The sequence below is a fragment of the Micromonospora sp. NPDC048839 genome (assembly GCF_040649915.1).
Taxonomy (GTDB): Bacteria; Actinomycetota; Actinomycetes; order Mycobacteriales; family Micromonosporaceae; genus Micromonospora.
In genome coordinates this window covers 28,470-51,464 of record NZ_JBEZGL010000005.1, presented here as the reverse complement: position 1 = coordinate 51,464, position 22,995 = coordinate 28,470, and the positions used below count along the sequence as shown (strand labels likewise).

At 73.6% G+C, this 22,995-nt stretch carries 18 protein-coding genes and 1 riboswitch; of the genes, 10 read left to right on the top strand and 8 right to left on the bottom strand.

Annotated features, from left to right (window positions below):
* Positions 1-51: 51 nt before the first annotated feature.
* Complete coding sequence (locus AB0C25_RS11455; RefSeq protein ID WP_357372094.1) at positions 52-1,041, bottom strand: LacI family DNA-binding transcriptional regulator; 990 nt, start codon at positions 1,039-1,041, stop codon at positions 52-54.
* Positions 1,042-1,202: 161 nt separating this feature from the next.
* Between AB0C25_RS11455 and AB0C25_RS11450 the strand changes: the two genes are divergently transcribed.
* A complete protein-coding gene (locus AB0C25_RS11450) occupies positions 1,203-2,471 on the top strand; it encodes an MFS transporter (RefSeq protein WP_357372092.1) in 1,269 nt (422 codons plus the stop codon).
* A 79-nt stretch (positions 2,472-2,550) separates the two neighbouring features.
* On the top strand, positions 2,551-3,447 hold the full coding sequence (locus tag AB0C25_RS11445) for an aldo/keto reductase (RefSeq protein ID WP_357372090.1): 897 nt from the start codon (positions 2,551-2,553) through the stop codon (positions 3,445-3,447).
* A 19-nt stretch (positions 3,448-3,466) separates the two neighbouring features.
* Here the strand turns inward: AB0C25_RS11445 and ileS are convergent, their stop codons facing one another.
* From ileS to AB0C25_RS11415, 6 genes are all read right to left on the bottom strand, one after another.
* Complete coding sequence (gene ileS / locus AB0C25_RS11440) at positions 3,467-6,613, bottom strand: isoleucine--tRNA ligase (protein WP_357372088.1); 3,147 nt, start codon at positions 6,611-6,613, stop codon at positions 3,467-3,469.
* A 163-nt stretch (positions 6,614-6,776) separates the two neighbouring features.
* On the bottom strand, positions 6,777-7,439 hold the full coding sequence (locus AB0C25_RS11435) for a hypothetical protein (RefSeq protein ID WP_357372086.1): 663 nt from the start codon (positions 7,437-7,439) through the stop codon (positions 6,777-6,779).
* 20 nt (positions 7,440-7,459) lie between these two features.
* Complete coding sequence (locus AB0C25_RS11430) at positions 7,460-8,272, bottom strand: metallophosphoesterase (protein WP_357372084.1); 813 nt, start codon at positions 8,270-8,272, stop codon at positions 7,460-7,462.
* Between the two features lie 19 nt (positions 8,273-8,291).
* Positions 8,292-8,822 carry a hypothetical protein gene (locus AB0C25_RS11425; RefSeq protein ID WP_357372082.1) on the bottom strand — a complete coding sequence of 177 codons (531 nt, stop codon included), beginning with the start codon at positions 8,820-8,822 and terminating at the stop codon, positions 8,292-8,294.
* 232 nt (positions 8,823-9,054) lie between these two features.
* Positions 9,055-9,768 (bottom strand): hypothetical protein, encoded by a 714-nt coding sequence (locus AB0C25_RS11420; RefSeq protein ID WP_357372080.1) that lies wholly within the window; start codon positions 9,766-9,768, stop codon positions 9,055-9,057.
* Positions 9,761-10,255 (bottom strand): RNA polymerase sigma factor, encoded by a 495-nt coding sequence (locus AB0C25_RS11415; protein ID WP_357372720.1) that lies wholly within the window; start codon positions 10,253-10,255, stop codon positions 9,761-9,763. The genes AB0C25_RS11420 and AB0C25_RS11415 overlap by 8 nt, the downstream gene beginning before the upstream one ends.
* A gap of 207 nt (positions 10,256-10,462) precedes the next feature.
* On the opposite strand from AB0C25_RS11415, the gene AB0C25_RS11410 reads away from it, so the two are divergent.
* Complete coding sequence (locus AB0C25_RS11410; protein ID WP_357081086.1) at positions 10,463-10,798, top strand: hypothetical protein; 336 nt, start codon at positions 10,463-10,465, stop codon at positions 10,796-10,798.
* A gap of 11 nt (positions 10,799-10,809) precedes the next feature.
* On the opposite strand, the gene AB0C25_RS11405 is transcribed toward AB0C25_RS11410, so the two are convergent.
* Positions 10,810-11,484 carry an MBL fold metallo-hydrolase gene (locus AB0C25_RS11405; RefSeq protein ID WP_357372718.1) on the bottom strand — a complete coding sequence of 225 codons (675 nt, stop codon included), beginning with the start codon at positions 11,482-11,484 and terminating at the stop codon, positions 10,810-10,812.
* Positions 11,485-11,865: 381 nt separating this feature from the next.
* Positions 11,866-11,995: riboswitch (cobalamin riboswitch) on the top strand.
* Between the two features lie 262 nt (positions 11,996-12,257).
* Here AB0C25_RS11405 and cobN point away from each other — a divergent pair.
* Genes cobN through AB0C25_RS11370 form a run of 7 tightly spaced genes read left to right on the top strand, consistent with a single transcriptional unit; the run spans position 12,258 to position 22,994 of the window.
* Positions 12,258-15,926: a cobaltochelatase subunit CobN gene (gene cobN / locus AB0C25_RS11400; protein ID WP_357372078.1), complete on the top strand. Its 3,669-nt coding sequence runs from the start codon at positions 12,258-12,260 to the stop codon at positions 15,924-15,926.
* Entirely contained in the window at positions 15,923-18,262 is a 2,340-nt protein-coding gene (locus AB0C25_RS11395; protein ID WP_357372076.1) for a VWA domain-containing protein, read from the top strand. Before cobN ends, AB0C25_RS11395 begins: the two co-directional genes overlap by 4 nt.
* Complete coding sequence (gene cobO / locus AB0C25_RS11390; protein WP_357372074.1) at positions 18,262-18,873, top strand: cob(I)yrinic acid a,c-diamide adenosyltransferase; 612 nt, start codon at positions 18,262-18,264, stop codon at positions 18,871-18,873. Before AB0C25_RS11395 ends, cobO begins: the two co-directional genes overlap by 1 nt.
* The gene (locus tag AB0C25_RS11385; protein ID WP_357372072.1) at positions 18,867-20,222 is read left to right on the top strand and encodes a cobyrinate a,c-diamide synthase; all 1,356 of its coding nucleotides are present in this window, start codon (positions 18,867-18,869) and stop codon (positions 20,220-20,222) included. The genes cobO and AB0C25_RS11385 overlap by 7 nt, the downstream gene beginning before the upstream one ends.
* Positions 20,219-21,016, top strand: coding sequence for a precorrin-2 C(20)-methyltransferase (gene cobI / locus AB0C25_RS11380; RefSeq protein WP_357372069.1), 798 nt, complete (start codon positions 20,219-20,221; stop codon positions 21,014-21,016). Before AB0C25_RS11385 ends, cobI begins: the two co-directional genes overlap by 4 nt.
* Complete coding sequence (cobM, locus tag AB0C25_RS11375; protein WP_357372067.1) at positions 21,013-21,846, top strand: precorrin-4 C(11)-methyltransferase; 834 nt, start codon at positions 21,013-21,015, stop codon at positions 21,844-21,846. The genes cobI and cobM overlap by 4 nt, the downstream gene beginning before the upstream one ends.
* On the top strand, positions 21,843-22,994 hold the full coding sequence (locus AB0C25_RS11370) for a cobalt-precorrin-5B (C(1))-methyltransferase (protein WP_357372065.1): 1,152 nt from the start codon (positions 21,843-21,845) through the stop codon (positions 22,992-22,994). Before cobM ends, AB0C25_RS11370 begins: the two co-directional genes overlap by 4 nt.
* The last annotated feature ends 1 nt before the right edge of the window (position 22,995 follow it).

Here is a 22,995-nt window from a genome sequence, read left to right as displayed (position 1 = left end):
GTGTGCTGGGTGGTGGCGAAGTCGCGGACCGGGGCGGGAATCTCGTGGCGGTCAGGCGCTGGAGCGGGCCACCAGGGTGGACGGGAAGAGGGTCACCCGGGCGGCCGGACGCCCGTCCAACAGGGCGCTGGCCGCGGCGACGGCGATCCGCCCGACCGGGTGGCTCGCCGTGGTCAGCGCCGGGGCGGTCATCCCGGCCAGCGGAATGTCGTCGAAGCCGGCCACCGCGACGTCGCCCGGCACCTGCACACCGGCGTCGCGCAGGCCGGCGATCACCCCGAGGGCGCTGTCATCGTTGATCGCGTAGATCGCGTCGACGTCCGGCCAGTGCCGGAGCGCCACGCCGGCCGCCGCCCGACCGCGCGCCGCCGTGAAGTCCCCGGGCAGCACCCGCTCCGGCAGGCCGGCCTGGCGCATCAGTCGACGGTACGTCTGCACGGGGCGCTGCGCGCAGGGCAGCCACCGGGGGCCGGTCACCATGGCGATCCGGCGGCGACCCGCGGCGTACAGGTGGTGCAGCACCGCCTCGGAACCGGCGGCGTTGTCGACGTCGAACGACGGCACGGTCGCCGAGCCGAATCCGATCGAGACCACCCGACCGCGCAGTGACTCCGGCACCGCCGCCAACAGGTCCTCGGTGGTGTTGACCAGGATCACCCCGCACACGGTGCGATCCTCGCCGAGCTGGTGCAGGCCACGGGTGTCGCCGAGCGGCAGCCAGTGCAACGCCACCCCGACACCGGCGGGCGTGCACACCCGGGCGGCCGACCCGACCACCTGATGCATGTACGGGTCGTCCAGCACTGCCGCGCTGGTGCCCACGACGGTCACGACCAGTCGAAGGCCGCCGCCGCGGACCAGCGCCCGGGCGGCCGGGTTCGGCACGTAGCCGAGCTGGTCGACGGCGGCCGCCACCTGTTCCCGGGCGGCCGGCGACGCGAACCCGCTGCCGGCGATCACCCGGGACGCGGTGGACCGCGAGACCCCGGCGATCCGGGCGACGTCCTCGAGAGTGGCCGGTCGCTGTGCCGCTGCCGTCATCGTCGCCTCCCCGCGGCGGCCCGTCCGGTCGGACAAACGCCTGTTCACATCATGCCCTGGCCGGTCCGTCGGCGGTAAGGGGCGGTTGCCGGTTGTGGTGGTAGCGCTCTCAGGTGTGCGATCGTGCCAGGAGAACACCCCGAGAAAGAGGACAAGACCCCGTGAGCGCCCCCACCAGCAGAGCCGTAACCCCGGACACCGCACCGCCCGCACGGGCGGTGCTGCTCGCCCGCAACGGCGTCGCTGTCACCTTCACCCTCAACGGGCTCGCCGTCGGCAGCTGGTTCTCCCGCGTGCCGGCGGTCCGCGAGGCGTTGGACCTCTCCGCCGGTCGCCTCGGGTTGCTCCTGCTGGCGATGAGCGTCGGCGCGCTGCTCGCCATGCCCACCTCCGGCCTGCTCGCGCAGCGACTCGGCGCGGCCCGCACCGTGACCCTGGCCACCGTGCTTGTCGCGCTCGGCCTGACCGTGGCGGGGCTGGGCGCCACGATGACCGGGTCGTTCGCCGTCGTGGCCCTGGGACTTGTCGCCTTCGGCTACGGCTCCGGCGCCTGCGACGTGGCGATGAACGTCGAGGGCGCCGCGGTGGAACGGCGTCTGAACCGTACGATCATGCCCCGTTTCCACGCGGGATGGAGCCTCGGTTCGGTGGCCGGAGCGGGGCTCGGCGCCGGTGCGGCCCGGTTCGACGTGCCGGTCGGCACGCACCTCGTCGCGGTGGCGGTGGTCGTGTTGGCCGGCACCGTGCTCGCCTCCCGGACGTTCCTGCCCGTCGCGGGCGATCACACCGGCGACCCGGCGGACGCCACCCCGGCGGCCCGCCGCCGTGCGCAGCTCGCCGCCTGGCGGGAGCCGCGGACCCTGCTGATCGGGTTGTTCGTGCTGGTGGCGGCGTTCACCGAGGGTGCCGCCAACGACTGGCTGGCCGTCGCGTTCATCGACGGACGGGACCTGAGCGAGGCAGCCGGCGCGGCGGTCTTCGGGGTCTTCGTCGTGGGCATGACCGCCGGGCGCACCGCGGGCACGGTCGCGCTGGACCGGTGGGGGCGGGTGCCGGTGCTCTCCGGCACCATCGGGCTCGCCGTGCTCGGCGCCGGCCTGGCCGTGCTGGCCGGTTCGGGGCCGCTGGCGATCGTCGGCGTCGCGCTGTGGGGCCTCGGTGCGTCGCTGGGCTTCCCGGTCGGGATGAGCGCGGCCGCCGACGAGGAGGCACACGCGCCGGTACGGGTGAGCGTGGTCGCGGTGATCGGCTACACCGCGTTCCTGGGTGGGCCGCCGCTGCTGGGGCTGCTCGGCGACCAGGTCGGCACGCTGCGCGCCCTGCTGGTGGTGCCGCTGCTGCTGCTGCCGACCCTGCTGCTGGTGCCGGTGCTGCGCCCCCCGCACACCGTCGAGCCGCACACCGCCGAGCCGACTCCGGCCGCACACTAAAACTAACCCGCGGCACCGCCGGGCGGTATCGGGTGCGCGGCCGACTGCGCCGCGTACCCGCGCTGGTTAGGGTCGCCGAATGCCAACCGACGAGATCACCGCCGCCGCGGCGGGCACCTGGACCCTGGGCGACCGCACCGTCCGCCGGATGGGCTTCGGCTCCATGCGGATCACCGCGGACCCGGACCCGGACCGGGCGGTCGCCCTGCTGCGCCGCGCCGTGGAACTGGGGGTCAACCACATCGACACGGCCGCGTTCTACGTCTCGCCCGGCGGGGCCCTGCGGGTCGGCACCGGCCCGGCCCGCTACGCCACCGAGCTGATCCGCGCGGCGCTCGCCCCGTACCCGGAGGACCTGGTGATCGCCACCAAGGTCGGCTTCGGGTACGACCCGGAGGCGGGCTTCACCGAGGCGCTCACCCCGGCGCAGTTGCGCGCCCAGGTCGAGGAGAACCTGCGTCGGCTCGGCCGCGATCAGCTCGACGTGGTGAACCTGCGCCTCGGCCGGGGCATCGGCACGGTGCCGTTGGCCGACCGGTTCGGCGCGCTCGCCGAATTGCGCGCCGCCGGGCTGATCCGGCACCTCGGGCTCTCCGGCGTCCGGCCCGAGCAACTGGACGAGGTGGCCGACATCGCGCCGGTGGTCTGCGTGCAGAACAACTACGGGGTGGACGCCTACCGGAACCAGGACGAGCTCGTCCAGCTCTGCGGTCGGCGGGGGATCGCCTTCGTGCCGTTCTTCGCGTTGGCCGGCACCGGTCGGGAGGCGGGCGCGAGCGCCACGCAGAGCGAGGCCGTCGAGGCCGTCGCCCGCGCCCACGGCGTCACACCGCAGCAGGTACGCCTGGCCTGGACGCTGCACCAGGGGTCCCACGTGCTCGCCATCCCCGGCACCGCGGACCCGGAGCACCTGGCGCAGAACGTGGCCGCCGGAGCGCTCCGCCTGACCCCGGAGGATCTGACCCGTCTGCGGTGAACGGCCACCCCGGCACCGGTCAGGCCCGCACCACGTGCACCAGGATCTCCTGACCGTCGCCCACGGTGCCGGCGAAACCCTCCGACAACGCGTCCACCACGGTCAGCGTGCGTGCGAGGGTCTCGTGCGCGATGAGCAACTGATGCGCCGAGATCGCCGCCGCGACCTGCGCGGGCGCGGCGATCGACACCGTGATCCGGTCGGCGACCTCCAGGTCGGCGTCGCGGCGGGCCTGCTGGACGGTACGGACGACGTCGCGGGCGACGCCCTCGGCCGCCAGTTCGGGGGTGATCTCGGTGTCCACCGCGATCGTCACTCCCCGCTGGGACTCCACGACCCAGCCCGTGCGCGGCACCTCCGTGACCAGGATGTCGTCCAGGCCCACCTCGACCTGCTCGCCGTCGACCATCAGCGGGAACGTCCCGTTCGCCCGGACACCGTCGACCAGCTCCCGCGCGGCAACGGCGGCGATGGCCTTCGCGACGTGCTGCGTGCGGTTGCCGAACCGGCGGCCCAGGGTCCGGAAGTTCGCCTTGACCCGCACGTCGATGACCCCGCTCTGGGAGTCGAGCGGCTGGAGGACCTTGACGTTCAACTCGTCGCCGATGTCGTCGAGCAACGCCTGTGGAAGCACCGTGCCGGCCGGTAGTCCCACGAGCGCCCGGCTCAACGGCTGACGGATCCGCAGGCTGCTCGCCTTGCGCGCGGACCGGCCCGCCTCGGCCAACGCCCGCGCCGTGGCCACCTGGGCCGACAACTCGGCGCTGATCACCGTGGTGTCGGGCGTGGGCCAGGTCGCCAGGTGCACCGACTCCGGGGCCGACCCGTCGCCCCGCCGGATGACCTGCTGCCACACCTCCTCCGTGAGGAAGGGGATGAACGGAGCGAGGAGCCGGGTGAGGATGTCGAGGCACTCGTACAGGGTGGTGAGGGCGTCGGGGTCGCCCTCCCAGAAGCGCTGCCGCGAGCGCCGTACGTACCAGTTCGACAGGTCGTCGATGAAGTCGGCGAGCAGTCGGCCGGCACGGGCCGTGTCGTAGTTCTGCAGTCGTTCGTCCACCGCGGCGGCGAGGGCGTGGACCGCACCGACGATCCACCGGTCCAGCACGGGTCGTTGGGCGACCGGCTGCGCCAGCTCCGGTGCCCACGTCGAGTTCGCGGCGTAGAGGGAGAAGAACGCCGCCGTGTTCCAGTACGTCATCAACACCTTGCGGACGATCTCGTCGAGAGGGCCGGGCCCGACCCGGCGGGGCGACCACGGTGAGCCGGAGCAGGCCATGAACCAGCGCACCGCGTCCGCGCCGTGGGTGTCCATCAACGGGATCGGCAGCAGGATGTTGCCCAGGTGCTTGCTCATCTTGCGGCCGTCCTCGGCCAGGATGTGCCCGAGGCAGACGACGTTCTCGTACGGGGACCTGTCGAATACCAGGGTGCCCACCGCCATCAGCGTGTAGAACCATCCCCGGGTCTGGTCGATCGCCTCGCAGATGTACTGGGCCGGATAGGTGCGCTCGAAGATCTCCTTGCTGCCCGGCACGTGGGGGTAGCCCACCGACGCGAACGGCATCGCTCCGGAGTCGTACCAGGCGTCGATCACCTCGGGCACCCGGGTGGCGGTCCGGCCGCAGTCCGGGCAGGCGAAGGTGATCTCGTCGACGTACGGGCGGTGCGGATCCAGCTCGGACAGGTCCGCGTCGGCCAGCTCCCCCAACTCGGCCCGGGAGCCGACCGCGGTCACGTGGTTGTCCGGGCAGCGCCACAGCGGCAGCGGGGTGCCCCAGTACCGGGAACGGGACACCGCCCAGTCGATGTTGTTCTTCAGCCAGTCGCCGTACCGGCCGTGTTTGATGTGCTCCGGGAACCAGTTGGTGTGCTCGTTCTCCCGGGTCAGCTCGTCGCGGACCTCGGTGGTCCGGATGTACCAGGACGGCTGCGCGTAGTACATCAGCGGGGTGTGGCACCGCCAGCAGTGCGGGTAGGGGTGCTCGAACGGCTCGTGCCGGAACAACCGACCGGACGTCCGGAGGCGGTCGATGAGCAGCGCGTCGGCGTCCTTGAAGAACACCCCGCCGACCAGCTCGATGCCGTCGTCGAACCGCCCGTTCGGGGCGACCGGGTTCACCAGCGGCAACCCGTAGGCGCGGCAGACGGCGAGGTCGTCCGCGCCGAAGGCGGGCGCCTGGTGCACCAGGCCGGTGCCGTCCTCGGTCGTGACGTAGTCGGCGAGGACCACGCGGTGGGCGTCCGGGATGTCCACCAGGTCGAACGGCCGCTCGTACCGCAACCCCTCCAGGGCCGACCCCGGTACGGTCGCCAGGATCTCCGCCTCGTCACCGAGCACCCGCCGGGTCAGCGGTTCGGCGACGACGAACGTGCCCTGCCCGGTGCGGGCGAGGGTGTACGTCACCGTCGGATGGACGGCGACGGCGGTGTTGGACACCAGGGTCCACGGGGTGGTGGTCCAGATCAGCAGCTCGACACCGTGGTGTCCGGCCACCGCGTCCTGCACCGGGAACCGCACGTACACGGACGGGTCGGTGACGGTCTCGTACCCCTGCGCCACCTCGTGGTCGGACAGGGTCGTGCCGTCGCGGGTGCAGTACGGCGCGACCCGGAAGTCCTCCACCAGCCGGCCGGCGTCGTGGATCTGCTTCAGTGACCACCAGACACTGTCCACGTACTCGGGGGACATCGTCTGGTACGGGTGCTCCAGGTCGATCCAGTACCCCATCCGCTCGCTGAGCTGGACGAACTCGTCCACGTGCCGCAGCACGGAGGTGCGGCACCGGGCGTTGAACTCGGCGATGCCCATCTTCTCGATGTCGGGCTTGCCGCTGAGCCCCAGTTCCTTCTCCACCGCGAGCTCGACCGGCAGGCCGTGGCAGTCCCACCCGGCGCGGCGGGGCACCGAGAAGCCGCGCATCGTCCGGTACCGGGGAAAGAGGTCCTTGAAGACCCGCGCCTCGATGTGGTGGGTGCCCGGCGTGCCGTTGGCGGTCGGCGGCCCCTCGTAGAACACCCACGACGGACCGTCGGCAGTCTGCTCCAGGCTCCGGTCGAACACGTTGTTGGTCTGCCACCACTCGATGACCGCACGGTCCATCCCACCAAGATCGATCTTGGTGGGCAGTGGGACGAATGGCGACTTCGACGGACCGTCTGGCACCGACGTTCTCCCTACACTCCACATCCGCTCGCGCGGGCATCAGCTCACTGCCCACACGGGGACGAAGCGCCGGGCGGATGGCCAGGCCTCCCCCGGTGATGGCCGGATCGGTGCCGATGCCGCCCAGCATAGCCGTCCGTAGGTGGAGCCAGTGGCCGGTGCGCTAGTCCCGCAGCCAGACGCGGAGCGGGCCGGTGGTGGTGAAGCCGGCGGCGAGGGCCGCCGCCAGGTCGGGTGTGGTCTCGTAGCCGACCAGCGGCGCGTCGGGCACGGTGGCGCACACCGCGCGCCAGATGTCGCGGGGGTCGTCGGTGCGGGTGAACACGTTGGAGACGCCGTACGGGCCGTCGCCGCTGAGTACCGCTCCGCCGGTGAGCACACCCCGGTCGTCGTGGCGGGCGAGCACCCGTACGCGGGGGTCGGCCAGCAGCGCGGGGCGGAACAGCTCCGCACCGCCGTGGGTCGCCGCCCAGACCACCAGGTCGTCGGCGCTGGTGACCGGGGTGAGGGGTTCGTCAGCCGGTGGCGGCGACGGTGGCCGGTGGATCCACCGCGCGTCGAAGAGCACCCGGAACCCGTACCCGGACAGGTCGAGGTCGGCGAAGCTGTCCTTCACCGACGCGCCAGGCCCCGCGTCGATCCGGGCCAGCAGGGCACCGGTGTCGACGCCCGGCCGCAGGGTGACCGCGTCCGGATACCACGGCGGCGACCGGTGGGGGACCGACCAGGCGTCGGCGTCGGTACGGCCGGCCAGCCCGTGGCTGCCGCAGACGATGTCGCACCATTCGGCGTTGTCGCGGGCCGCCGTCCGCACGTCGTCCAGCACGTCGGGCAGCCTAGTCAGGGTCAGCGGAGTCGAGTGAGCAGGATCCGGCCGCCCTCGTAGACGCCGCCGTCGATGGCGATGACCCTGTCGTCGGCGTAGCGCAGCGCGACTGTGACATCCTGCGGCGCCACTCCGAAGTGCTTGGTGAGGGTGCTGTGTCCGTGGACGAGCACGCTGCCCCCGAGCGTGCGCAGCATCATCGACACCGGGTCGTCGGGGTTCGTCGGCACGGCGTCGCGAAAGGCGCCCCGGTCGCTCATCCGGCCACAGAAGTCCCGCCACGCCGTGGGGTCGTCGGAGCCCAGGGCCGCGCTGACCGCCGCGTTCACGGTGGCCACGCTGGATCCCAGTTCCAGGTACCGGACGGTGTCGGAGTGCACGAGCAGGAACCCGTCGACGACCGCGACCGCGGGCAGCCGCGTCATCCAGTCGACATGCTGCGGCGTGAGCTGGCGCAGGTCCTCCGCACGTCCGCCGAACCGGGTCCAGCCACCCTGGAACCCACCGGGCTCGTCCCACCCGGCAACGGGCCTGGTGCCGAACCGGTGTGCGGCGAGCAACTGCGCCTCGTGGTTACCCAACAGCACCCCGACGTGGCCGCCCGCGGCACGTGCGGAGACCGCGAGCCGCTGGATGTCGGTGATGACGCCGACACCGTCCGGGCCGCGGTCGACGTAGTCGCCGAGCAGCCACAACCGCGCGCCACCCCCGGACCAGTGGCCGGTGTGGTCGACGAGCCCAGCCTCGCGAAGGGACTCCCGGAACTCCGACCGGTGACCGTGGATGTCCGCCGCCACGTACAGCGGCGTCATGCCGTCGAGCAGACTCACCATGGCCGCCACGGTACGTAGCTCAGGGGGCGTAGACTAGGTCCATCGTGTCGGTGTGCCCGGACCAGCGCAGGTCGAGATGCCAGCAGCCGGCCTGCGGCATGTCGATGATCGACGGCCCTGGCCCACCGGCGACCTCTCGGGTCACCCGGGTGGCGGTGCCGTCCAGCGTCGCGGTGATCACCAGGGTCGCCGGTGCCGTCGGGTCGGGTGACGTCGTGGCGGCACGGGCCACCCACAGGATCTTGTTGTTCGACCCGTCGCTTCGCACCTGGCGCAGCGGATGAGCGAACAGCACCGCCACGATGTCGCCCTTCGCGCCGAAGACGTGCGGTCCCCGGCTACTCCCGTGGAACCCGGCGTCCGCCCAGTCGGGCAGCGACTCCACCTGGACAGGCGAATGACAGCCCGTCGCGGCGTTCGCGGTGCTCCCGGCGTTCGCGGTGCTCCCGGTGGCGGCGGGCGGTGCGGCCGACCCACCGTCGGTCGCGGTCGCGCATCCCGCCAGCAGAGCCACCGATGCCGCCAACAGCGGCCTGCCCCATGAACCCATCTCGACCCTCCGGTACGTGTCGACGACTCACCTCATCTTCAGGACACCGGCCGCGCCCGTCGGGTTCCTAGGGCGTGTTTCGGACGTGTCGGTCGAGCCGAGCCGGAGTCCAGGCGTCGTCCGGCAAGGCGGAGCGGTGTCCGGATACCGGTGTTGTATCCGGACACCGCGACAACGCAGCCGGGCGGCGGCTGGGCCCGGCGCAGGCCGGCCAGCACGTCCGAAACACGCCCTAGCGCAGTGAGCGGGCGATCTCGATCGCCTCGGCCCTGGTGACCGCGCCCTCGAGCCGGTAGCTGACGTCGGCGTCCTGCCAGATCAGCGTCGAGGCGGCAAGTCGGGCGCTCTCCTTGCGGACCACGCCCGAACGGTCCACGTACGACAGCACGTGCGGGCCCTCGACCCATACCGCGAAGTCGCCGCCGACCTCGACCCAGTCGGCTCCCGGCGGGATGACCTCCTTGTGGAAGGACAGGTTGAGGCGACCGTCGAACGCGTCGACGCGCAGCGCGCCGCCGTCGTAGAGCAGCGTCGCGACCCGGCAGGTGCCCGCGGGGTCGGGGTCGGCGACCAGCACCCGCTCGGGCGGACCCAGCTTCGCCGGCAGACGGATCGGGAACCGTACCGCCCGTTGTGCCTCGTCCAGACCGGCGACCCGCTGCCCGGGCAGCGGCGACGCGACGCCGCCGGGCACCGTCGGCGCGGGCGCGACGGCAATGCTGACGCCGGCGAAGCGCAGCAGCCCGGTGACCGCGTCGGCGACGGCGGCACGGGTCGGCGGCAACACCGCCACCAGCAGCAGGGCGGCGAGCGCCGCCGCAGCGAGCGGACGCCACCGTCGCACCGGCCGGTGCAGCCGCCCTCGGACCTGGGCCCGCACGTCGGGCGGCTCGGGCGTTTCCAGCCAGGCGGACAGGTCCCGCAGTTCCCGTTCGAGGTCACCCATGCCGGACCTCCTCCCGGTCGAGCAGGCCGCGAAGCTTCGCCAGTGCCCGGGACGTGCGCGACTTCACCGTGCCCCGGGGCCAGCCCAGTGCCGCCACCGTCTCCTCCTCGCTGAGGTCGAGGAAGAACCGGCAGACGATCACCTCGCGGTCGCGTACCGGCAGTTGCCGCAGTGCCCGCACCAGGGCGGCGCGGCGCTCCCCGGCGAGGACCGCACCCACCGCGCCGTCCTCGGCGAACTCCGCCGTCGGGTCCGCCGCCGCGGCGCGCAGGACGAGCCCGTCGCGGCGGCCGCGCGACCGGTGCAGGTTGCGGGTCTCGTTGGCGACGATCGCGAGCAACCAGGACCGGAAGGACGACTCGCCCCGATAACGGGACAACTTGCGGTACGCCTTCACGAACGCCTCCTGGATGACGTCCTCGGCGTCCGAGCCCGCGCCGAGCAGCGCCGCCGTCCGGTACGCGGACGCGGTGTGCCGGGCGACCAGGAGGTCGTACGCCTCCAGGTCACCGGAGCGAGCGCGGGTGACGAGCGCGTCGTCGTCCAGGGGAAACCTCCGTTCGGGTCACACTCATGACACCGCCCACGCGTGGCGGGTTCCACCCCCGTCGGGTCAGCTGTCTCCCATCCGCCGTGCAGCGTATTGCCAGGATTCGGTGCTGCACTGGAGGGGCGTCGAGGGAAGGGGTGGGGCATGAGCTGGTTCAGTCGCCGGTCACGGGGCGCCGAGGCGACCCCGACGAAGCTGGACCGGGAGGCGACCCGGGATGACCTCGCCGCGCTGGAGGCGTTCGTCACGAGCCGGCGCGGGGTGGAGTTCTACCTGGAGCCGGAGACCACCGCGACGGACACCACGGTGGTGGCGATCGCCCACGACGGGGAGTGGATCCGCCGACGCACCGGCACGCCCCGCGCGGCCGGGTCCATCGCCCGCAAGCACGCGGTGCCGCTGTACGAGGCGGGCCGCACCGGCTACCCGGAACGGATGCGGGTGTGGAACCGCGCACACCCGGAACGCCACGCCCGCTGAGGCCCGTCCGCTCAGGCGGCCTCGACGACCGAGCGGGCCTGCTCACGTGTCATCGGCTCGGCGTGGCTGGAGACGTACCAGTGGTAGGTGTCGTCGAGCAGTCGCCGGACCAAGTCGAGGTCGATGCCGTCCTCCGGTCGGCGCAGGTGTGCCGGCGGCGGGTAGAAGCAGTCGCCCAGCAGCATGACGCCCGAGTCCGGCACCAGCACCACCGTCGAGTCCGTCGCGTGGCCGCCGCCGACGTGGCGTAGCCGAACCCCGACCGGCAGCTCGTCCAGATCGGCGAAGACCCGGGTGGGCGGCAGGATAGCGAAATCCTCCCAGGAGTCCACCGCGAGCGCCCGGGCCCGGAAGCTCGGGCCGAGGCGTGGATCGGCGTGTACCTGCTCGCGCAGGTAGCGGTGACTCCACGGGCGGGCGGCCTCGGCGCGCAGCAACGGTACGGCCGTCTCGTGCCCGACGATCTCCACTCCGGGCCAGGCGCAGGCGCCCCAGACGTGGTCCCAGTGGTGGTGGGTGTAGACGAGCCAGCGCGGCTGCGGAAGGCCTGCGGCGGCCAGCGCGGCCTGGATCTCCCGGGCGTGCGCGGGGCTCTGCCCAGCGTCGATCATCACACTGCCGTGCTCGTCGGCGACGACGGCGACGCCGGCCTGGACCGCGTCCGGGTCCGAGCCGCCAGGGCAGATCCAGACCCGACCGGCGAGGTGGTGGAATCGGGCGGCGCTGATGGTGATCGACCCCCGAGATTGATCGCGGACGTTGGGCCAGTGATCACCGATCCTAGGTGACCGCGCCGGATGCCACCGTCCCGCGAACGATAGGCGCAGGCCAGGGGACGTGCGCGCGTCCTTTGCTCTGCTTCAACCGACGCACCAGTAAGGCGTCGCATTGTTGCGCGGGTTGAAGCAGAGCAAAGGACGCGGCACATTGACCTGACGCCGGCGAAGCAGGGCTTCCTCGCCCGCAACCATTGGTAGTTTTCGATGGATGTCGCCCGCTTCGCGACGTCGGGTCGGCGTTGACCGGCGGCGGAGGGGTGTGGCAGCATTCGCGGCCTGACGGCAGTGAAGGAAGTCGGTGCGATTCCGACGCGGTCCCGCCACTGTCACCGGGGAGCGATCCCCCCTCGTGAGTCACGACCGTGTGTCTGCGGTTGGAAGGCCGGGGGAGAGCGTCGATCCGGAAGCCAGGATACTTCGGCCGTCGGGATGTACCCCAGGGCGTGGACACCCGAGGAGGACCCGATGACGCACGGCGTCTCATTCATCGACGATCATCGTCGCACTGCACTCCGGGGCACTGGCTTCCGGCACCGCTGAGCCGAGCGCCCGGCGCTGACCGGCCCCGACGCCCGTGTCGGTGCGTCCGGCCGCGCCGTCGTACCGGCTGACGCCGCACCCACCCGCTTCGTCCAGGTCGCCTCCGTGAGCGGCCAGGGCGTGACTCCCCGGAGCCCGCCGTGCGCATCCTGCTGCTCTCCACCGCCGACACCGACCTGCTGGCCGCCCGAGCCAGCGGCGCCGACTACCGGCTCGCCAACCCCGCGCGGGTCGCCGCCGACGAGGTACCCGCCCTGCTCGACGGGGTCGACCTCGTCGTCGTACGCCTGCTCGGCGGTCGGCAGGCGTGGCCGGACGGCCTCGCCGCGGTGCTCGCCACCGGTGTGCCGACGGTCGTGCTCGGCGGCGAGGCGCTGCCCGACGCGGAGCTGATGGCCATCTCCACAGTGCCGTCCGGGGTCGTCACCCAGGCGCTGGCGTACCTCGTCGAGGGTGGGCCGGACAACCTCGGGCAGTTGGCCCGGTTCCTCTCCGACACGGTGCTGCTCACCGGCGAGGGGTTCGCCCCACCCGCGCCCACCCCCGCGTACGGCGTGCACGGCGAGCACCCGACCGACCCGCAGCGGCCCACCGTGGGGATCGTCTTCTACCGGGCGCACGCGCTGGCCGGCAACACCGGGTTCGTCGACGTCCTCGCGGACGCGGTCCACAACGCCGGCGGCAACCCGCTGCCGATCTTCTGCGGCTCGCTGCGAGGGCTGACCACCGGCGCGGGACCGCTCGGGCTCTTCGCCCGCTGCGACGCGCTGCTGGTCACCGTGCTGGCCGCCGGTGGCGCAGTCGCCGCGGACGCCTCCGGGGGCGGCGACGAGGACGCCTGGGACGTCGGCGCCCTGGCCGCCCTGGACGTGCCGATCATCCAGGCGCTCTGCCTGACCAGCACCCGCGAGCAGTGGGCCGGCAGCGACGCCGGGCTGTCCCCGTTGGACGCGGCGATGCAGGTGGCCATCCCCGAGTTCGACGGCCGGATCGTCAGTGTGCCGTTCTCGTTCAAGCAGATCGACGCCGACGGGCTGTCGGTCTACGCGGCCGACGCCGACCGGGCCGCCCGGGTCGCCGGGATCGCCGTGCGCCACGCCCGGCTGCGGTACGTGCCCGCCGCCGACAAGCGGGTCGCCGTGGTGCTCAGCTCGTACCCCACCAAGCACTCCCGGGTCGGCAACGCCGTCGGGCTGGACACCCCGGTCTCGGCGGTCCGACTGCTCGCCGCGCTCGCCGAGGCCGGCTACCACCTGGGCGACGCGCCGGTGCCCGACGACGGCGACGCCCTGATCCACGCGCTGATCGCCGCCGGTGGACACGACGTAGAGTGGCTCACCCCGGAGCAGTTGGCCGCCGCCGAGGCCCGGATACCGGGGCAGACCTACCGGCGGTGGTTCGACCAGGTCCCCGCCGAGCTGCGCGAGCGGATGCGGGAACACTGGGGTGAGCCGCCCGGCCAGCTCTACACCGAGAGCGGCGACATCGTCCTCGCCGGGCTGCGCTTCGGCAACGTGGTGCTGCTGATCCAACCGCCGCGCGGCTTCGGGGAGAACCCGATCGCCATCTACCACGACCCGGACCTGCCGCCGAGTCACCACTACCTGGCCGCGTACCGCTGGCTGGCCGCCCCGCTCGCGGACGGCGGCTTCGGCGCGGACGCCGTGGTGCACCTGGGCAAGCACGGCACCCTGGAGTGGCTGCCCGGCAAGGGCCTCGGCCTGGCCGCCGACTGCGCCCCCGACGCGGTCCTCGGTGACCTGCCGCTGGTCTACCCGTTCATCGTCAACGACCCCGGCGAGGGCACCCAGGCCAAGCGCCGAGCGCACGCCGTGGTCATCGACCACCTGGTGCCGCCGATGGCCCGCGCCGAAACCTACGGCGACCTGGCCAAACTGGAGCAACTGCTCGACGAGTACGCCACCGTGCAGGCCCTCGACCCGGCGAAGGTGCCCACCGTGCGGGCGCAGATCTGGGACCTCGTACGCGCGGCGGAGCTGCACCACGACCTGCACGCCGAGGCGATGCCCGACGCGGACGACTTCGACGAGTTCGTGCTGCACCTCGACGGGTACCTCTGCGAGGTCAAGGACGTGCAGATCCGCGACGGGCTGCACATCCTCGCCGACGCGCCCACCGGTGAGCCCCGGGTCAACCTGGTCCTCGCTGTGCTGCGCGCCCCGCAGATCTGGGGTGGCGCCCGCTCCCTGCCCGGCCTGCGGCAGGCGCTCGCCGTCGCGTACTCCCTCGACGAGCAGGAGCTGCTCGCGGCACCGGGCGAACGACTGGCGGTGCCCACGGCGCTGACCGACGTGGTGGACGGGCCGGCCGGCACCGCCGCCGACGCCGTCGACCTGATCGAGGCCCTCGCCCGGCGGTTGGTCCTCGGCATGGAGACGCTGGGCTGGGACGCCGAGGCCGTCGACGCGGTGGTCACCGAGGTGACCGGCCAGTCGATCCCGGACGTCGCCGCCGTGCTGCACTTCGCCGCCACCGAGCTGGTGCCCCGGCTGGACCGGACCACCGACGAACTGACCAACACCCTCGGCGCGCTCGACGGGCGGTTCGTGCCGCCCGGCCCGTCCGGTTCACCCACCCGGGGCCTGGTCAACGTGCTGCCCACCGGCCGCAACTTCTACTCCGTCGACCCCAAGGCCATCCCCAGCCGCAACGCCTGGGACGTCGGGGTGGCCCTCGCCGACTCGTTGCTGGCCCGGCACCTCGCCGACACCGGGGCGTACCCCCGCTCGGTGGGTCTGACCGTCTGGGGCACCAGCGCGATGCGCACCCAGGGCGACGACATCGCCGAGGTGCTCGCGCTGCTGGGCTGCCGGCCGGTGTGGGACGACCGGTCGCGGCGGGTCACCGGCATCGAGGTGGTGCCGACCGCCGAGCTGGGCCGGCCGCGCGTCGACGTGACCGTACGCATCTCCGGCTTCTTCCGCGACGCGTTCCCGCACGTGGTGGCGCTGCTCGACGACGCCGTGCGGCGGGTCGCCGCCCTGGACGAGCCGGACGAGGACAACTACCTGCGGGCGCACGTAGCCGCCGACCTGGCCGAGCACGGTGACGAGCGGCGGGCCACCGCCCGGATCTTCGGTTCCAAGCCGGGGGCGTACGGCGCGGGCCTGCTGCCCCTGATCGACGCGCGGACCTGGCGCAGCGACGCCGACCTGGCCGAGGTGTACGCGGTGTGGGGCGGCTACGCGTACGGCCGGGGCCTGGACGGGCGGGAGGCGCGCGCCGACATGGAACGCTCCTTCGCCCGGATCGCGGTGGCGGTGAAGAACCAGGACACCCGCGAGCACGACATCGTCGACTCCGACGACTACTTCCAGTACCACGGCGGGATGGTGGCGATGGTCCGTCACCTCACCGGCACGTCACCGCAGGCGTACGTGGGTGACTCGGCGATGCCGCACGACGTGCGCACCCGCACGCTGGGCGAGGAGACCCGGCGGGTTTTCCGCGCCCGGGTGGTCAACCCGAAGTGGATCGCGGCGATGCGCCGGCACGGCTACAAGGGCGCGTTCGAGCTGGCGGCCACGGTGGACTACCTGTTCGGCTACGACGCCACCGCCGGCGTCGTCGACGACTGGATGTACGAGCACCTGGCCGCCGCGTACCTGTTCGACGACACCACCCGGCAGTTCCTGGAGCAGTCCAACCCGTGGGCGCTGCGCGGCATCACCGAGCGCCTGTTGGAGGCCGCCGACCGGGGGCTGTGGGCCAAACCCGAGCCGGACACCCTGGACCGGCTGCGCGACACGTACCTGGCCAGCGAGGGCGACCTGGAGGATCGGGCATGACGGTCTACCCGTTCAGTGCGGTGCTCGGCATGGCCGACATGCGGCTGGCGCTGCTGCTCAACGCGGTGTCCCCGGCGATCGGCGGGGTGCTGGTCCGGGGGGAGAAGGGGACCGCCAAGTCCACCGCCGTGCGCGCCCTGGCCGCGCTGCTGCCCCCGGTCCGCCGGGTCGCCGGCTGCCGCTTCGGCTGTGACCCGGCCGAGCCGGACCCGGCCTGCCCGGACGGGCCGCATCCGGCCGACGCCACCGCCGAGACCCGTCCGGCCCGCCTGGTGGAGTTGCCGGTCGGTGCCGCCGAGGACCGGGTGGTCGGCTCGCTGGACCTGGAGAAGGCCCTCGGTGAGGGCGTCCGCGCCTTCGAGCCGGGTCTGCTCGCCGCCGCCCACCGGGGGGTGCTCTACGTCGACGAGGTCAACCTGCTGCACGACCACCTCGTGGACCTGCTGCTGGACGCGGCGGCGATGGGTCGCAGCCACGTCGAGCGGGAGGGTGTCTCGGTCAGCCACGCGGCCCGGTTCCTGCTGGTCGGCACGATGAACCCGGAGGAGGGGGAGCTGCGTCCGCAGTTGCTCGACCGGTTCGGGCTCACCGTGGAGGTGGGCGCCAGCCGGGACCCGGAGGTGCGGGTCGAGGTGGTTCGCCGCCGGCTTGCCGCCGACGCCGACCCGGCCGGGTTCGCCGCCCGCTGGGCCGACGCCGACGCGGAGATCGCCGCCCAGGTGGCCGCCGCCCGCCGCCGACTTCCCGGGGTACGCCTGCCGGACGCCGCGCTGCGACAGATCGCCGAGGTGTGCGCCGCGTTCGACGTGGACGGGATGCGCGCCGACATCGTCACCGCCCGTGCCGCTCTCGCGCACGCCGCCTGGCACGGTCGCGACCGGGTCACCGTGGACGACGTCCGGGTGGCCGCCCGGCTGGCTCTGCCGCACCGTCGCCGTCGCGACCCGTTCGACACCCCGGGGCTGGACGAGAAACGCCTCGACGAGGCGTTGCAGCGTGCCCAGGACGCCCACCCCGACGAGCCGGACGACGACGGCCCCGACGACCGTGGCCCGGACGACACCGGCCCGCGGGGCGGCGGCCCGGCCGGCGACGGTGGCCCGAACGGCGGTGGCCCGGCCGGCGGCGGTGGCCCGAACGGCGGTGGCCCGGTCGGTGGCGGGGGCCCGAACGGCAACGGCCCGCAGGGCGGTGACGGTGTCGACCAGGGTGGACCCGAGTCGGCCGAGCACTCGGCGGCGTGGGACGGCAGTGGTCCGGACGGGGGCACCGACGGCCCGGACGGTGCCGGCGGTCGGCCGCAGCAGCAGACGGGCGACCGGGGCGACGACGACGGCTGGCCGCAGCGCCCGGCGGACGACCGGCGCGCCGACGACCAGAACGCGCGGATGCGCGCCGGCCGGGAACCGGCGACCGGTGACGACGACCCGACTCGCGGCGGGGAGTCCCAGTCGGTGGCCGTACCCCGGGGTGGGTTGAAGGCGCGGGTGCTCACCGCGCCCGGTGTGGGTGACGGGGTGCCGGGCCGGCGGTCGCGGGCGCGCACCGGACGGGGTCGCACCACCGGCGCGCGGGTGCCGGCGGGCCGGGTCGGCGCGCTGCACCTGCCGGCCACGATCCGCGCCGCCGCGCCGCACCAGGCGGTCCGGGGCCGGCGCAGCGGTCCGCTGCGACTGCGCCCGGACGACGTGCGCGAGGCGGTTCGCGAGGGACGCGAGGGCAACCTGGTGCTGTTCGTGGTGGACGCGAGTGGCTCGATGGGCGCCCGGCAGCGGATGACCGCCGTCAAGGACGCGGTCCTCGCCCTGCTCACCGACGCGTACCAGCGGCGGGACAAGGTCGCGGTGATCGCGTTCCGGGGTGCCGGCGCGCGGACTCTGCTGCCGGCGACCTCGTCGGTGCTGGCCGCCTCGACCCGGCTGGCCGAGTTGCCCACCGGCGGGCGTACGCCGCTGGCCGAGGGGCTGCTCGCCGCCGCGGATCTGCTGCGGCTGGAACGCCTGCGCGACCCGAAGCGCCGCCCGCTGGTGCTCATCGTCACCGACGGCCGAGCCACCGCGGGTCACCGTCCGCTGGACCGCGCGGCGGCAGCGGCGAAGGTGCTGGCCGCGACGGCGGCGCCCTGCGTGGTCGTCGACTGCGAGTCGGGTCCCGTCCGCCTCAACCTGGCGAACCGCCTGGCAACTCAACTGCAAGCCCCGTGCCGCCCCCTGAGTGACGTGGCCCTCGCCCCCCAAGCCCCGCCCCGTGGAGATCTTGGAGGGAAACGGCCCTCCCAGGGGCGCATTCCTTCCAAGATCTCGACCGGCCCCACCACCGACAGGAGCGTTGCCTGATGCCGCAGGGACAACCGAGTTCGGTGCCTCTCGACGGGTTGACCACCCGGCAGCGGCGGCACCGACCCCTGCTGATCGTCCACACCGGGCAGATGAAGGGGAAGTCGACGGCGGCCTTCGGGTTGGCGTTGCGGGCCTGGACGGCCGGTCTGCCGATCGGCGTGTTCCAGTTCGTCAAGAGCGCCAAGTGGCGGGTGGGGGAGGAGAACGCCTTCCGGGCGCTCGGCGCCGTGCACGAGCGCACCGGCGAGGGCGCGCCGGTGGCCTGGCACAAGATGGGCGAGGGCTGGTCGTGGATCCAGCGCGGCGGCGAGGCCGACCACGCCGCCGACGCCCTGGAGGGCTGGCGGCAGATTCAGCGTGACCTGGCCGCCGAGCGCTACGGGTTGTACGTGCTGGACGAGTTCACCTACCCGATGAAGTGGGGCTGGGTGGACGTCGACGAGGTGGTCGCCACCCTGGCCGACCGGCCCGGCTTCCAACACGTCGTGATCACCGGTCGGGACGCCGACCCGCGTCTGGTCGCCGCCGCCGACCTGGTGGCCGAGCTGACCAAGGTCAAGCACCCGATGGACGCCGGCCAGAAGGGCCAGAAGGGCATCGAGTGGTGAGCGCACCCTGGGCGCTGCCCCGGCTGGTGGTCGCCGCGCCGGCCAGCGGCCACGGTAAGACGACCGTCGCCACCGGGCTGCTCGCCGCGCTGCGCCGTCGGGGCCTGACGGTCAGCCCGCACAAGGTCGGCCCCGACTACATCGACCCCGGCTACCACGCGCTCGCCGCCGGGCGGCCCGGGCGCAACCTCGACCCGTTCCTGGTCGGGGCCGAGCGGATCGCCGCTCTGCTGCGCCACGGCGCGAGCGTGCCGACACCTGCCGACATCGCCGTCGTCGAGGGCGTCATGGGCCTGCACGACGGTGCCGTGGGCCGCCGCGACTACGCCTCCACCGCGCACGTCGCCCGGCTGATCGACGCGCCCGTGCTGCTGGTGCTGGACACCACCGCGCAGGGCCGCTCGGCCGCCGCGCTGACACTGGGCATGGCCGCCTTCGACCCGGCCGTACGGATCGGCGGGGTGATCCTCAACCGGGTCGGCTCACCCCGACACGAGACGCTGCTGCGCGACGCCCTCGCCGAGGTGGGCGTACCGGTGCTCGGGGCCGTCACCCGCGCCGTCGAGGTGGCCGCGCCGGCCCGGCACCTCGGGCTGGTCCCGGTCGCCGAGCGGGCACCCGAGTCCCTGGCGATCGTCACCGCGCTGGCCGAACTGGTCGAGGCCACCGTGGACCTCGACGCGGTGCTCGACCTGGCCCGCAGCGCACCGCCGCTGACCGCCCCGGCGTGGGACCCGGTCGCCGCCGTCGGCGGGCCGGCCGGCGTCGAGCGGCCACGGGTCGCGCTCGCCGGTGGTCCGGCCTTCACCTTCTCGTACGCGGAGACCGCCGAACTGCTCACCGCGGCCGGCGCGGACGTGGTCACCGTCGACCCGCTGCGCGACCCCATGCTGCCCGCCGGCACCCGTGCGGTGGTCATCGGCGGTGGCTTCCCCGAGGCGTACGCGGAGGCGCTGGCCGGCAACGCCACGCTCCGCGCCGAGCTGGCCGAGTTCGACGGGCCGATCGTGGCCGAGTGCGCCGGGCTGCTCTACCTCGGGCGGTCCCTGGACGGCGTACCGATGTGCGGACGGCTGGACCTGACCGCCCGGATGACCGGCCGGCTCACCCTCGGCTACCGCGAGGCCGTGGCCGTCACCGACTCCCCGGTGGCCCGCGCCGGCGAGGGCGTACGCGGCCACGAGTTCCACCGCACCACCACCGACCCGGGGCACGGCGACCGGCCGGCGTGGCGCTGGGACGACACGCAGCACGGCTTCGTGAGCCGTCGGGTGCACGCCTCCTACCTGCACACCCACTGGGCCGGTCACCCGGACGCGGCCCGTCGACTGGTCGAGGCGTGCCGATGAGCGCCGACGCGAGCCGGGCCGGCGACGCCACGTTGACCGGGGTGGGGGTCGGCCCGGGTGACCCGGAACTGCTCACCGTCAAGGCGGTGCGGGTGCTGCGCGAGGCCGAGCTGGTCTTCGTACCCGTGATGGCGGATCGGGTCGCGACCACCGCGACCGCCGCCGCGACGCCGGCAGGGGCGGACGCCGGGCGGGCCGAGGCGACCGTCCGGTCCCACGTCGCGGTGGACCGGTTGCGTCGGCTGCCGTTCGCCCTGGACGACCGGGGTGGGGTGACCGCCCGCCGGGCGGCGGCCTGGGACGACGCGGCCCGGGTGGTGGTCGAGGCGATCGACGCGGGCGCACGGTCCCTGGTGTTCGCCACCATCGGCGACCCCAACGTCTACTCGACCTTCGGTTATCTGGCGCAGAGCGTCCGGGCGCTGCGCCCGGCGGTGCGGGTGGCGACCGTCCCCGGCGTCACCGCCATGCAGGAGTTGGCCGCGCGCAGCGGCACCCCGCTCTGCGAGGGACGCGAACCGCTCACCCTGCTGCCGGCCACCGCCGACCTGGCGTTGTTCGCCGACGCCCTCGCCGGGCCGGGCACCGTGGTCGCCTACAAGGGCTGGCGGCGGCACCCGGAGCTGCTCGCCGAGCTGCGCCGACAGGGCCGGCTCTCCGACGCGGTGCTCGGGCGCAGTCTGGGGCTGCCCGGTGAACACATCGGACCGGTCGACGAGACCACGCACGACCTGCCGTACCTGTCGACGCTGCTGGTCCCGGCCCGCCGCGAGCACCGAGGAGGAAAACTGTGACAAGCGACGGCAAGGTGTGGTTCGTCGGAGCCGGCCCGGGGGCGGCGGACCTGCTGACCCTGCGGGCCGCCCGGGTGATCGCCGAGGCGGACATCGTGATCTGGGCGGCCAGCCTGGTGCACGCCGACGTGCTCGACCACGCCCGCCCCGACGCGGAGATCGTCGACTCGTCGCAGCTGCCCATCGAGGGTGTGCTGCCGCTCTACCAGCGGGCCGCCGAGCAGGGGCTGACCGTGGCCCGGATCCACTCCGGCGACCCGGCGCTGTGGGGCGCGGTGCAGGAACAACTGGACGTGTGCCGGGCACTCGACCTGGCCGTGGAGATCGTGCCCGGGGTGTCCTCGTTCACCGCCGTCGCGGCGATCGTCGGGCGGGAGCTGACCGTGCCCGAGGTGGCCCAGTCGGTCATCCTCACCCGACTCGAGGGTGGCAAGACCCCGATGCCGCCCGGTGAGCGGGTCCGCGACTTCGCCCGGCACGGCACCACGATGGCGCTGTTCCTCTCCGCCGCCCGTTCCGGGCAGGTGCAGGCCGAGCTGCTGGCCGGTGGCTACCCGGAGGACACCCCGGCCGTGGTGGCGTACCAGGCGACCTGGCCCGACGAGCTGGTGGTGCGCTGCACGGTCGGCACCCTGGAGGCGACGGTCAAGCAGCACAAGCTGTGGAAGCACACCCTCTTCCTGGTCGGGCCGGCACTCGCCGCCGAGGGCACCCGCTCGCACCTTTACCACCCCGGGCACTTCCACACCTTCCGCCGGGCCGAGCCGGCCGCCCGTGCCGAGCTGCGTCGCCAGGCCAGCGCCCGCACCGGGGGGACAGCCACACCATGACGTACGCCGAGCCGCCGCTGCGTGAGCCGGACCTGCCGCGTACCGCGAAGGTCCGGCCCACCGCGCTGCGTACCGGCTGGACCACCGGGGCGTGCGCGACGGCGGCGGCCAAGGCGGCGGTCACCGCGCTGGTCACCGGCGAGGTTCAGCCGGACGTGGAGATCGGCCTGCCCGCCGGGCAACGGGTGCGCTTCGGAGTGGAACGCTGTGAGGTGACCGGCACGCCACCGGTTCGCGCCGAGGCGGTGGTGGTCAAGGACGCCGGCGACGACCCGGACGTCACCCACGGCGCCGAGCTGACCGCCACCGTGGACTGGACCGACGTCCCCGGTCTGCGGCTCGCCGGCGGCGTCGGCGTCGGCACGGTCACCAAACCCGGCCTCGGGCTCGCCGTCGGCGGCCCGGCGATCAACGACACCCCCCGCCGGATGATCGGCGACGCGGTGGCCGAGGTGGTCGACCTCAGCGAGGTCGGCGTACGGGTGGTGATCAGCGTGCCCCGCGGCGAGATCATGGCGCGCAAGACCACCAACCGGCGGCTCGGCATCCTCGGCGGCATCTCGATCCTCGGCACCACCGGGATCGTCCGTCCCTTCTCCACCGCCTCCTGGCGGGCCAGCGTCGTGCAGGCCGTGCACGTGATGGCCGCCCAGGGCGAGCGGACCGTGGTGCTCTGCACCGGCGGGCGTACCGAGCGGGCCGCCCGCGCGCTCCTACCCGACCTGCCCGAGGTGTGCTTCGTGGAGGTCGGTGACTTCACCGGGGCCGCCGTCACGGCCGCCGTGGGTGACGAGATGACCGGTGTGGTCTTCGTCGGCATGGCCGGCAAGCTGGCCAAACTCGCGGCGGGCATCCTGATGACCCACTACACCCGCTCGAAGGTGGACCTGTCCCTGCTCGGCGCGGTGACCGCCGAGGCCGGTGGTGACCCGACGCTCGTCGCCGCCGTGACCGAGGCGAACACCGGGCGGCACGCGTACGAGCTGTGGGAGGCCGCCGGGCTGCTCGCCCCGGCCGGCGACCTGCTCTGCCAGCGGGTCCGTCAGGTGCTGCGGCGCTTCGCCGGGCCGACGGTCACCGTGGACGTGGCGATGGTCGACTTCGCCGGCGCGCAGGTCGTCGCCTCGTCCGGCCGGTGGTCCCGATGAC